Origin of the sequence: Paenibacillus sp. FSL R5-0517 (genome assembly GCF_037974355.1) — a bacterium.
Lineage (GTDB): Bacteria > Bacillota > Bacilli > Paenibacillales > Paenibacillaceae > Paenibacillus.
The window spans coordinates 2,108,536-2,121,325 of record NZ_CP150235.1; the positions used below are offsets into that span (position 1 = coordinate 2,108,536).

Sequence of the window (12,790 nt, forward strand, 5' to 3'; positions counted from 1 at the left end):
ATAAGGCTAAGGCAGACATCAGGAATCAGATTGATCCATTACGCAGATCATGAAGGTTAAGGATGTCTTTTTACATTCCGTTAACATGAAAGTGATACGGTTTTTACAATGAGAGGGTAGGATATTAAAGATGGCCGAGCAGCGATGAACGATTACCAGCATCGGTCTCAACGTAAAGGGAGTTTTCGTGTCCCTGCAGCGAAGGAGAAGTGAACATCCATGAAGGACCTCATTCACATTGATAAACTTAATTTATACTATGATACGCATCACGCGCTTAAAAATATATCGATGGATCTGCCGGAAAAAACGGTTACTGCGTTCATCGGGCCGTCAGGTTGTGGTAAATCGACATTGCTTCGCACATTGAACCGGATGAATGACATGATTCCGGGTGTTCGTGTGGAAGGACAGGTTATGTTGAATGGCTCCGATATCTACAGTAATGAGATTGAAGTGGAGACACTGCGCAAACGGGTCGGCATGGTGTTTCAACAACCGAATCCGTTCCCCAAATCCATCTATGATAACGTCGCTTATGGACCACGCTTGCATGGGGTAACCCAGAAGGCTGAACTGGATCAGTTGGTGGAACAGAGTCTTGTCCATGCGGCACTGTGGGATGAAGTGAAGGATGTATTGAAAAAGTCGGCACTGAGTCTGTCTGGCGGACAACAGCAGCGTCTCTGTATTGCACGGGCGCTGGCTGTACAGCCTGACGTTCTGCTGATGGATGAAGCAACGTCGGCACTCGACCCGATCTCCACGTTGAAAATTGAGGAGCTGGTGAAGGAATTGCATCACAAGTACACCATCGTTATGGTTACCCACAATATGCACCAGGCGGCACGGGTATCTGGACGCACGGTATTTTTCCTGAATGGTGAAGTGGTGGAGGCAGCTGATACGGAGACGTTATTCTCCACACCGCAAGATTCCCGAACCGAGGATTATATCTCTGGAAGGTTCGGTTAAGCGAGCTGAGTTGGAATGATCCCGGCATAACCGGAGACGATGGATAAGGAGGACATGAAATCTATGATTCGCAGAAAAGAATTTGATCAGGAGCTTGAAGAGCTGCGTACCTTGCTCAAGCAAATGGGTGAACATGTAGGAGCAGCACTGGATGGGGCTATTGAGAGTTTACAAACGATGAACGCGGAGAAAGCTCAGGTCATCATCAAGAATGATGCGAATCTGAATGCCCTTGAAGACAAAATTATGGAGCTTGGCTCCAAACTGATCATTACACAACAGCCGGTGGCGAAGGATCTCAGACGTATTATCGTGGCTTTCAAAATCTCCAGTGATCTGGAGCGTATGGGAGATCTTGCTCTCGACGTGGCGAAGGTGACACTCCGGATGGATGGACAGAAGCTGATTAAACCTCTGGTGGATATCCCGCAAATGGCAGAAATCGTGAAATCCATGATTGATGAATCGATCGAATCTTTCCTGAAAGAAAACACAGATCTGGCCTACAAAATGGCTCAGACGGACGATCAGGTCGATCAACTGTACAGCCACATGATCAGTGATCTCTACACGTTAATGACAGAGCATCCGAATCAGGCTTCTCAGGCTATGCTGCTGATGATGGTCGGACGTTACATTGAACGTATTGGAGATCATGCGACCAACATTGGTGAGAGCACGGTATACCTGGTGACAGGTAAACGCCCGGATCTGAATCAATAGAAGAGTATTGCTTTGGAATTGGGGAATCAGTGCTGATTAAGTAATGCAATCATATGAATGGAAAAGGACTTTCTCTCAGGTAGGCTGTGTACAGCTGCCTGTGGAGAAGGTTCTTTTTTGCGATTAAATGAAGTGAAAAGAGGCTATTCTTTTTGATGTGACAGGTGGGTATGGTATCATGAGAATAGATGTAATTTGAAGAGGTTGACCATATAATACGCGAGGTGCTGGAATGGACAAGTTTATTCTCATAGATGGAAATAGCATTATTTACAGGGCGTTTTTTGCAATGCCGCCTCTGACCAACTCGAAAGGTCTGCATACCAATGCCGTATATGGCTTCACCACGATGCTGCTGAGACTGCTTGAAGAGCATAAACCTACACATGTGATGGTCGCATTTGATGCAGGCAAAGTTACGTTCCGACACGAAGGGTATCAGGAATACAAGGGTGGTCGGGAGAAAACACCACCAGAGTTGTCAGAGCAATTCCCATTGCTCAAAGAACTGCTGAAAGGACTTGGCATCGCTCAGTTTGAGCTGGCTGGATTTGAAGCGGATGACATCATCGGGACGTTAACCAAACGCGCAGATGAAGCGGGCAGACAGGTGCTTGTTGTATCGGGTGACAAAGATATGCTGCAGCTTGCCTCTGAACATGTACATATCGGACTGACACGTAAAGGGGTAACCGATATCGAACTGTATGACCCTGCTCAGATTAAGGAGCGTTATGGTCTGACGCCGCTGCAAATCATTGATCTCAAAGGTCTGATGGGCGATGCGTCCGATAATATTCCGGGTATTCCCGGGGTGGGAGAGAAGACAGCGTTGAAGCTGCTGCACCAGTTCGGATCGGTGGAGGATGTGCTGAATGGTACAAGTGAACTGAAAGGCAAGATGAAGGAAAAGATCGAGGCCCATGCCGAAGATGCCCGGATGAGCAAGCAACTCGCGACAATTCACCGGGAAGTTCCGCTTGAGCAGACGTGGGAGGATATGCAATTCGGCGGTTTAAAAGAAGAACAGGCTGGCCCTGCACTGGCAAAGCTGGAATTCAAATCCTTGCTCGAACGCCTGTCATTCAGTGGCAGCATCGGTTCTGAACAGGAAGCGGTCCCTGCTGCCGAGGTAGAGTCCTCCATTGCAACAGAGGACAACATAGGCGAGCTGTTCAGTTCCCTGGGTTCCATTGATGTCCTCCACGTGGAGACACATGGGGATAACCCGCACCAAGCAAAATTGATTGGACTTGCTGTAGGTTCCGCTGGAACCTATACGTTCATATCTCCCGAATTGCTTCATTCCGATGCTGCTGCTTCAGTGCGGGAATGGCTTGGTAATTCAGAACAACCAAAGCGCGGGTATGATCTTCATCGTGTAGACCTGGCTCTACATGCACATGGAATTGAATTCGCTGGCGCATCATTCGATGTACAGCTGGCTGCTTATTTGCTTGATCCAACGGAATCCAACCAGACAATTAGTGGACTCACAACCAAGTATGGTCTGCCATCACTCGTGGAGGATGACACGGTTATGGGCAAAGGGGCCAAGTATAAGGTGCCGGAAGCAGAGATCCTGGGCGATTTCCTTTGCCGGAAAGCTGCTGCTGTGGCAGCGATTATTCCTCTCCAGGAACAGGCGCTGGAGGGCGATGAGATGAACTCACTTTTCCATGAGCTGGAGATGCCGTTGTCGCGTATTCTGGCAGATATGGAGAAGCAGGGTATTAAGGCTAATACAGCCGATTTGCAGGCGCTGGGAAGCGAGTTCGAAGAGCATATCAGCAGACTTATGGCTGAGATTTACAAGTTGTCAGGGACAGAATTCAATCTGAATTCGCCGAAGCAACTGGGGGAGATTTTGTTCGACAGACTGGGCTTGCCGGTCGTGAAGAAAACAAAAACAGGCTACTCCACAGATGCTGAAGTATTGGAGAAATTAGCGCCTTATAATGATGTGGTTAAGCATATCCTGCAATATCGTCAGCTTGCCAAGCTGCAATCTACTTATGTGGAAGGACTGCTCAAAGAGATCTCCGATCGAGATGGCAAGGTGCATACGTATTATCGTCAGACCATTGCTGCAACGGGACGACTTAGCAGTCAATTCCCGAACTTGCAGAACATTCCGATTCGGATGGAAGAAGGTCGCAAAATCCGGAAGGTATTTGTTCCTTCCGAACCCGGTTGGTCCATTTTGGCAGCAGACTATTCCCAGATTGAACTGCGTGTTCTGGCACATATTTCGGACGATGAGCGCTTGAAGGAAGCATTTGTCAATGATATGGATATTCATACGAAGACTGCTTCGGATGTATTTGGCGTGAAGCCTGAGGATGTGGATGGGGATATGCGTCGTTCCGCCAAGGCAGTTAACTTTGGTATCGTATATGGAATAAGTGATTATGGCTTATCACAGAATCTGCACATTACTCGTAAAGAGGCAGCGCAGTTTATTGATCAGTATTTTGAAGTATTCCAGGGTGTGCGCCGATATATGGATGACATTGTGAAAGAAGCTCGCCAGGATGGTTACGTTAAAACGCTGCTTGAGCGACGTCGTTACCTGCCAGAGATTAATGCCAGCAACTTCAATCTGCGCTCCTTCGCAGAGCGTACGGCGATGAACACACCTATTCAGGGAACTGCGGCAGATATCATCAAGCTGGCCATGGTACAGATGGATGAAGCGCTGCGGGAACGCAAGTTGAAGAGCCGTATGTTGCTTCAGGTGCACGATGAACTTGTGTTCGAAGTGCCTGCTGATGAATTGGAGCTGATGAAAGAACTCGTGCCTTCGGTCATGGAAAAAGCATTGGAACTTTCAGTTCCGCTGAAAGCTGAAGTCAGCTTTGGGGATAACTGGTACGAAGCGAAATAATCAAGCAGCGCGCGGTTTTTCCGGTATTTTACAATCGGGCCTTCCATGTTAGAGATATAAGAAAAGGGTCCCGCTGAGCGCCATCTTCCGTTATAATATAGGGGAGGTGAGAACATCATGCCGGAATTACCGGAAGTCGAAACAGTCAGAAGAACATTGAATCAACTTATTGTGGGCAAAACGATTGATCATGTGACCGTTAGCTTGCCGCGGATTATTCAGCGGCCGGACGACATAGATGCATTTGCAATGGAACTCGCGGGACATACCGTAATTGGCGTGGAGAGACGCGGCAAGTTTTTGCGTATTTTGCTGGACGGGCTGGTGCTCGTCTCCCATCTGCGGATGGAAGGAAGGTACGGCGTGTACGAGCAGCATGAAGATGTGGAGAAGCATACACATGTAATCTTCCATTTTAATGATGGTACGGAATTGCGTTATAAGGATGTACGCCAGTTCGGTACGATGCATCTGTTTAATGCAGGTGAGGAACTGATATCGAAACCTTTGCTGAAGCTGGGATTGGAGCCGCTTGATCCGGCCTTTACGGTAACCGCATTCCGTGAGGCGGTGGGCAAGCGAACAACCAAAATTAAAGCTGTGTTGTTAAATCAGGCATATGTGGTGGGTATCGGGAATATTTATGTGGACGAGGCTCTATTTCGCGCCGGCATCCATCCTGAGACCATCGCCAAAACTCTGACCGAGGCGCAGTTAACGGTGCTTCATGAAGCGATTGTGGCTACGTTGCAAGATGCAGTGAATGCAGGGGGTTCATCCATCAAATCCTATGTGAACGGACAGGGTGAGATGGGCATGTTCCAGCATCAACTGAAAATCTATGGACGCAAATCGGAGCCTTGTGCAACATGTGGTACGTTAATTGAAAAAACGGTGGTTGGTGGCCGTGGTACGCATTTTTGTCCGAGCTGTCAGCCACTGAACTTGAACTGAATGAACGAAATGATGAAATCATAGCACCCTTGGATTCCTCCCTCCATATACTGATATGGCAGAAATAAGCGGGCGTATACCCATACTGGCATCTTCAGTTGGCACGAGTACCGCACAGAGGAGGAGTCCGGGGTGCTGCATCATTTTATTTCATTGCTGGCGCTTGCTTTGGCGCTTAGTTTAGATGGTTTTGGAGTCGGGATTACATATGGGTTACGGAGGACGAAGATTCCCCTGTTATCTATCGCTGTTATTTCGATCTGTTCGGGATTGGTTATTGCCTTGTCGATGCAAGTTGGTGTGCTGTTGTCCCATGTCGTGTCACCGGATATCGCTTCCATTGTGGGCGCCGTTATATTGATAGGTATTGGTGCATGGTCACTGTTGCAACTTATTCGAAAGCAAGGAAAAGAACAGCTGGAAACAGGCAACGGAACGGATGAGGGAACAGAAGAAACAAACGTTAATGCGATGGGAAACGTACAAGTGACGCTGCCGGATTCCAAAGGCAGGAATCAGGTGCTTGCACTGGATCTGGAGCAATCGGCTTCGGGTGGTTCTCTCGAACGAATGGTATTTACACTGGAGCTCCGTAAGCTGGGGGTCGTCATTCAGATCCTTCGCAGCCCTTCCAAGGCGGATATGGATAACTCGGGAAGTATATCTGCTCAGGAAGCGATGTGGCTGGGGATTGCCCTGTCTCTGGATGCGTTTGGAGCAGGCCTGGGAGCGGCTCTTTTGGGATTCCCCACGCTCTGGACGGCACTCATTATTGCCCTGTTTAGTGGGGCGTTTCTGTCACTCGGCATGAAGGTTGGACTACGATTCTCAGCCCTGCGCTGGATGCGAAGACTCTCTGTATTGCCGGCACTATTGTTAATGATTATGGGAATAATGAAGCTGTTATGAGGTGAAACGATGAATATAGGCTTAACCGGCGGGATCGCGACAGGCAAAAGCAGTGTTTCCGCCTATCTCGCCAGTAAGGGAGCGTTGCTCATCGATGCAGACGTTATTGCCCGGGAAGTTATGATGCCCGGGCATCCCGTGTTGGCCACCGCTGTTAAGCGGTTTGGACAAGCCATACTGAACGAAGATGGAACACTGGATCGGAAAAAGCTTGGAAGTATTGTTTTCCAACAACCAGAGGAACGAAAGGCATTGGAGGCTATCACACATCCGGCGATCCGTAAAGAGATGCGTGAACGGGCTGCTGCATATGCGTTGCAACATCCGGATAAACTTGTGGTATCTGATATTCCATTGCTCTACGAATCGGGTCTGGAAGACGGTTTTGAGGAAGTCATGGTTGTCTATGTACCGAGAGCGGTTCAACGAGATCGCTTGATGAGTCGGGATGGAATGACTGCAGCGCAGGCTGAGGCACGGATGGATGTACAGATGGATATTGAGCGCAAAAAGCAGTTGGCTGACACTGTCATCGATAACAGCGGTTTATGGACTGAGACGGAGCAGCAAATTGACTCATATCTACAGCGTAAGGGTTTGTTATGAGAATATTGCGCAAGAAACGAGTACTGCTGTTGATGTTTGTGTCCTTTGTATTGGTGCTATTTCTGAATACAAACTGGATGGCATGGTTCTATCCGATTCATTATAAGGAAGAGATTCGTGCCCAATCTCAGAGCTATGAGGTTGATCCGTTTCTGATTGCTTCCATTATCAAAGTGGAGACCAATTTCAAGACAAGCAAGGAATCCAAACGAGGTGCCATTGGACTCATGCAGCTGATGCCGGACACGGCCAACTGGATATTGGAACAAGCCAAAATTCCCGACACTTCACTGGAGGAATTGAAGCACGAGCCTGAACGAAATATTCAGTTAGGCACATGGTATCTGCGCAATCTGTCCGATCAATTTGGTGGCAATGAAGCGGTTATGATCGCTGCTTATAATGCGGGTCCAGGCAAAGTGAATAGTTGGCTCAGAGATGGTGTATGGGATGGTTCATTCGATACGGTAAAGGATATTCCATTTGGTGAGACGCGTCACTATGTACAAAGGGTCATTTATTATTATAATCAGTATGTAAAGATCTATAATACGTTCTAAGTATATAAGTAGAAGCACAGAGCAGGCCGGTTGTTCACCGGCCGCTCCATGCTCCTCTGTGTAGCGTATTACGATGCAGATATTATTGGTATTGACCTGCCAATTGCTGTTCTGCAATTGTTACCAGACGCTTCGTGATGTATCCACCGATCGAACCGTTCTCGTAAGAAGTCATGTTACCTTGGTATCCGTCTTGTGGGATGCTGATTCCGAGTTCTTGAGCAACTTCATATTTCATTTGCTCGAGTGCTGCGGAAGCTTTAGTTACCACCAGGTTGTTGGAGTTACCGTTGCTTTGTGCCATTGCTGTTCACCTCCTCGTGAGTTGGTAAAAGTATTATGTCTCGGCAATGCATTTTTCATTACAAAATCAAGACAGGGAATATGTGGTAAAAAGTAAAACGTGGGAAGTGATCTGATTTGAAGTGTCCTTATTGCGGTTATATGGGTACCAAAGTGCTTGATTCGCGTCCGGCCAACGAAGCGAAATCCATTCGCCGTCGCCGGGAGTGTGAGCAGTGTGCCCGAAGATTCACAACGTTTGAGATGATTGAAGAAACTCCATTGATTGTTATCAAGAAAGATGGCAGCCGGGAAGAGTTTAGCCGGGACAAGATTCTTCGCGGGCTTATTCGTGCCTGTGAGAAACGTCCAGTCTCCGTTGAGACGTTGGAGATGATGGTATCTGAAGTCGAGAAATCCCTGCGTAATACAGCTGATGCTGAAGTGGAGAGTCGTCAGATTGGTGAGCTATTGATGGAACAGTTGTTTCCAGTCGATGAAGTGGCGTATGTCCGTTTCGCGTCGGTATATCGTCAGTTCAAAGATATCAATATGTTCATGAAAGAACTGAAATCCCTGTTGTCCAAAGACGATCTGGAGGATTAGTGAAGTGGGAAAGGGAGAAGAGCAGTCTGGAGTTCCAGTCCATGTGTACCAGTGAAATCGGTTGTTCTTCTCCAATCACTTTGGATCTTGAAAAATTGATTGACAGCGAAAGCTGGATTTTATATGATATAGGAGTCGCCTGTGGAACGTTAGCAGTGTTGGACAAGTTATCTATTTCATATCCTGGGGCCTTAGCTCAGCTGGGAGAGCGCATCGCTGGCAGCGATGAGGTCAGGGGTTCGATCCCCCTAGGCTCCATAACGAAGAACGCCATCACATTAGTGTGATGGCGTTTTTTATGTGGTGAAATAAATCAGAACATGATTAATGAAGTAGAAGGACTTGGGGACGTATATTCTAGATACCAAAAATCGAGGGTTTAAAGTCCTGACCGGGGAGTTGTCAAAAAAATGCAGTTTGAAAACAAGAGACCCCTCCGGCTGGATATTGTCCAACCGGGAGGGGTCTCCTTAATCCTGTATACGCTTTCACTTAGCCGGATATTCGACGAACCTTACAAAGATCGTGGCTACTTCGGCGCGGGAGGCGGTGGCTTTGGGAGCAAAAAAGTTGCCCGGTTTGCCTAATACAATGCCGTTGCCTTGTAGCGCTTGAACGGCCTCCAACGCCCAGGAGCTGATCTCACTCTGATCCGTGAAGGGTTTAGAGTAGCTTTCAGGTATCTCATAGCCCTTGTAGTTCATGTAGTTGTAAAGTATCACTAGCAGCTGCTCGCGCGTTAACGGCGAATTGGGGTCAAACAGGTCTGCGTTTGTACCGTTGACTATGCCTTTTTCGGCCGCCCACTCGGCTGCCGCGGTGTACCATTGTCCGTCCGTCACGTCATTAAAGCGGGAACTCGTGTAGCTGGAGAGGTTTACGTTCTCAAGATTGGCGAGTACCTGCACGAACATTGCACGCGTCATTGCGCTGCCCGGTGAGAACATTGTGGACGTCGTGCCGTTGAAAAGATCGTATGTGTAGGCGAAATTTATATCGTTGTAGAACCAGTCTCCCATGTTGGCATCCCTGAAAGGGTTGCCCGATATCACGAGGAAGCCCAGTGGGGTGGCATCATCGAACACCAGCTCCGTACCCTCACGGATGTTCAGCGACATGCCGTTGTTTAAACCGACTCTTGCTCCGTCCGGTCCTACCACAACCGCTCCGCTGCTCCGTATCTTCGATCCACCGTGGAGATGCACCTGGTTGCCGTTTGACAGGTTCACATGCGCGTCTTTACCGCCTACTATGACTGTACCGTCGCTCGCGATCGTTGAGCCACCCGAAATGATCACTGTGCTGATGCCTCCAGGTAGTGTCACTTCGGCGCTTTTGTCTTTCGGAATGGTTACCTCACCGTTTGCGTCTATCGATGTGCCTTCGGGTACCTTAATCTTCGTCCCGCCTTTGGTCGTTATCTCGCCGCCGCCTGGCAGGGTGGTGTTGCCGTTTTTGTCTGTGATTGCGGGCTTATCCTTCGGTGTATTCACTGTGTAGGTCGACTTCGAGGTTCCGGTTCCAGGGTCTGTCCCGATGCCTGTATTGTCGGTGTTGCTTGAATTATCAACGTTGCTTGTATTACCGGTGTTGCCCGTATTGCCGCCAGAATCAGGTACAGTGGGAGTCGTCGTCTTCATCGGTGTCGCCGTAGCACTGATCTCCGCGCCGTCTCCCTTCGCGTTCATCGCGATGATGGTGAAGTTGTAGCCTTGGCCGTTTGTCAGATTGTTGAAGGTATATTTGGTCTCCGCCGCTTCCAATGCAACCGGTGTTACATTTCCATACCATACCTTGTAGCCCAATATCGCGCTGCCACCATCGTCAGCAGGAGCATTCCAGCTCAATGTGACCTGTCCGTCACCCGCTGTCGCTTTGAAGCCACTCGGTGCATCAGGCACGGACGGTTTTCTCTGTGCGAACATCCAATCAAAGACATCTGTGTAATCGTTGTTCCAAGCCGGCAAGTTAGAGGACTGCGCCGTAGGTGCTATACTCCAAGTTCCCATAGTGATCTGGTTATAAAGCACCGCCGCTTCAACTTCATGCGCTATATAATCAGCCAGAACAGGTGTGTTGGCCGGATTCGGCCTCAGATTCGGCTGATCAAATTGATTGTAGGGCCACGTGAGAGCCTCATTACTCTCAAAGCGCGAAGCCCTCGCGTTGACCATTTTTGGCATATTGTTATTGATGAAGTTATTGAGGTTCGTCTGGTAACCACCAACATTATGAGCATTTAAAAACATCCAATAGGCCAGGTTGTTGTGAGCGTCATTGTCCTTAGCGTTCGGTGAACCGCTTACCGGGGCCATAGGTGCGGCGGCAGCGAAGAAGCCAGGGTAGCTGTTAACTAAGTTGTTCGTATACTGGCCGCCCCATGAGAAGCCTGCTGCGTAAATACGGTTAGGATCTACTTCACCGCTGGCAATCAGGGCGTCTATGACCTTCTTAACATTTTCTGTTGAGGGAACAGATACGCCATTATAGGAAAGATTCAGTACATGGCTGGCGTACTTATCGGGATTTTGCTCCATCTTTTTCATTAAAGCGACGGAGCCGTTGGCGGATTTCATGGCTGCTTTTTGGTCTGTCGCAGCGTTTGTGCCGCCGCGTGACATGCCGTGGGTATATACATAGAGCGGCAATCCTTTCATCACGTTACCTCCGTCATCCTTGTGAAGGTAGAGCGAACGATTGACCGAATTGTCCGTGAATGTTGTAAATTTATCAAGGATTGGATTCACCACTTTTTCCTGTTCAAAAACCACATTGTGAAGCGAATTCCCTTCTGTCAGTACGATTTCGCCCTTTTGAACAAGGGTGTAGACCTGCCTAGTCGAGTTGCTGCTACCATCCAGCGTTGTACTCCCGCCGCTCTCTGAATAAAACTCAGACTCAACAACGATGTAACGACCGCTCGCCAGTCCGTCCTGATAATCTGGTGAATGGCTAATCGGCCCGACATAGCCGCGTACTTTTGGCTCGTCATTAGCGTATACCCTTGTGATTTTGCGTGGTCCTTCAAAGGTCACTGCTTCGCCGTTCAGGGTCGTGTTCCTAGCCGATAAGGCAAACAAGTCTGGATTAAGCGCGGAGCCTAATGCCGACTTCCCCTCGCCTAAATCAATGATAACAGCCGTTGTGTACTCGCCACTGGCGAAGTTGTCATTCCATACGATAAAAGGAAGTATCCCCGCGTCCGGATCGTTTCTGAAGGTCACATGAATGGCATGATCAGCCTCAATATTTGTAAAGGTATAAGTACTAGCAGGTAGAGTCACAGTCTCGCCATCTACCGTTACGGTATCCACAATTTTGCCGTAATCGGGGGTAAACGTAATTTCTTTGTTAGAGCCCCGATCTACTCTCAGGACATCGCCGGGTGGGTTCGATGTGATTGAGCCGCCTGGTCCCGCAGTGGCGGTAATTGATAATCTGGTGTCTATTTCATTGGCTGGGATGAGCTGCAGGCTGCCTGTAAATGAATCAGAGCTGGTGTAAGCTGCGTCTGGAACTCCAAAAGAGGAAACGACTTCATAGCGGTCACCGCCGTTTTCTGTCGAGTTATTAATATAGACCTCAAAGGTAAGCTGTCCCTCCTCAAAGGTCAAATTTCTTTTGGGTATTCTCATTTCCACGATGTATCCGGTTTCCGTGATCTGGGTCCATGCAGCTCTGCCTGGAGCGGCCTGCCCTGAAAACACACCCGTCGAGCTGACCCGCCATTGATTTGAGCCGCCGCTTCCGGTACCCACATAAAACTCCAGGCTGTCATACCGGTGATCTGCGCCAGCTCCCTGATATAGATTACTGTCATTCACATCGATGCGGGCATACAGGTAGTCATGATCCCAAAGGATTCTGGCTGTACCCATGGCATGGGGTCTGGGATCGGTGGGTACCGTGCTTTTGTTGATGTGATGCTCCATGGTTTGGCCCCAAAGTGGGTCGTTTGCCCCGAGTTCGGGAGTTCCAAAAATGGCGGTGGGTGTTTCATTCGCTTCTGCGTTCTCGATGTTGTCAGTGGCGGCAGCATAGCTGGTAGGCATTAGCGACGCTACCATGACCAAGCAACAGAGGAATGCGAGCATTCTGCTAAATCGTTTTGGCATAAATGAAAATCCTCCTTATTTTTTTGATCCGGTTCGCCCACGGCTTACCGACATCTTATTCGGACACGTTGTCAATATGACAAGCGTCCAACTATATATATTAAGTCTATCAGGAGTTAAATCCTTTAATTTACAGATAAACCATACGTATACATCCAGAACGGCAGAGATGC

General features: G+C 48.6%; 10 protein-coding genes and 1 tRNA gene. 9 read left to right on the top strand and 2 right to left on the bottom strand.

The genetic code is table 11. The features are described from left to right. The first annotated feature begins 219 nt into the window (after positions 1–219). From pstB to MKX40_RS09525, 7 genes are all read left to right on the top strand, one after another. Complete coding sequence (pstB, locus tag MKX40_RS09495; protein ID WP_339241024.1) at positions 220–975, top strand: phosphate ABC transporter ATP-binding protein PstB; 756 nt, start codon at positions 220–222, stop codon at positions 973–975. 63 nt (positions 976–1,038) lie between these two features. Continuing rightward, a complete protein-coding gene (gene phoU / locus MKX40_RS09500; protein ID WP_017689478.1) occupies positions 1,039–1,698 on the top strand; it encodes a phosphate signaling complex protein PhoU in 660 nt (219 codons plus the stop codon). Positions 1,699–1,930: 232 nt separating this feature from the next. Beyond that, positions 1,931–4,585, top strand: a complete 2,655-nt coding sequence (gene polA / locus MKX40_RS09505) for a DNA polymerase I (RefSeq protein WP_339241025.1) — start codon at positions 1,931–1,933, stop codon at positions 4,583–4,585. Between the two features lie 117 nt (positions 4,586–4,702). Next, a complete protein-coding gene (mutM, locus tag MKX40_RS09510; protein ID WP_339241028.1) occupies positions 4,703–5,539 on the top strand; it encodes a DNA-formamidopyrimidine glycosylase in 837 nt (278 codons plus the stop codon). Between the two features lie 90 nt (positions 5,540–5,629). Next, complete coding sequence (locus tag MKX40_RS09515; protein ID WP_339242985.1) at positions 5,630–6,448, top strand: MntP/YtaF family protein; 819 nt, start codon at positions 5,630–5,632, stop codon at positions 6,446–6,448. Positions 6,449–6,457: 9 nt separating this feature from the next. Then, the gene (coaE, locus tag MKX40_RS09520; protein ID WP_339241031.1) at positions 6,458–7,054 is read left to right on the top strand and encodes a dephospho-CoA kinase; all 597 of its coding nucleotides are present in this window, start codon (positions 6,458–6,460) and stop codon (positions 7,052–7,054) included. Continuing rightward, positions 7,051–7,614, top strand: a complete 564-nt coding sequence (locus MKX40_RS09525) for a lytic transglycosylase domain-containing protein (protein WP_315936545.1) — start codon at positions 7,051–7,053, stop codon at positions 7,612–7,614. Before coaE ends, MKX40_RS09525 begins: the two co-directional genes overlap by 4 nt. An 82-nt stretch (positions 7,615–7,696) precedes the next feature. Here MKX40_RS09525 and MKX40_RS09530 read toward each other — a convergent pair whose 3' ends face one another. Continuing rightward, on the bottom strand, positions 7,697–7,918 hold the full coding sequence (locus MKX40_RS09530) for an alpha/beta-type small acid-soluble spore protein (RefSeq protein ID WP_017689472.1): 222 nt from the start codon (positions 7,916–7,918) through the stop codon (positions 7,697–7,699). A 116-nt stretch (positions 7,919–8,034) separates the two neighbouring features. Here MKX40_RS09530 and nrdR point away from each other — a divergent pair, with 116 nt between their 5' ends. Together nrdR and MKX40_RS09540 are read left to right on the top strand one after the other, a co-directional pair. Next, on the top strand, positions 8,035–8,502 hold the full coding sequence (nrdR, locus tag MKX40_RS09535) for a transcriptional regulator NrdR (RefSeq protein WP_036609807.1): 468 nt from the start codon (positions 8,035–8,037) through the stop codon (positions 8,500–8,502). A 185-nt stretch (positions 8,503–8,687) separates the two neighbouring features. Next, positions 8,688–8,760: transfer RNA gene (locus tag MKX40_RS09540), tRNA-Ala, on the top strand. A gap of 230 nt (positions 8,761–8,990) precedes the next feature. On the opposite strand, the gene MKX40_RS09545 is transcribed toward MKX40_RS09540, so the two are convergent. Further along, positions 8,991–12,617 (bottom strand): S-layer homology domain-containing protein, encoded by a 3,627-nt coding sequence (locus tag MKX40_RS09545; protein ID WP_339241033.1) that lies wholly within the window; start codon positions 12,615–12,617, stop codon positions 8,991–8,993. Positions 12,618–12,790 lie beyond the last annotated feature (173 nt).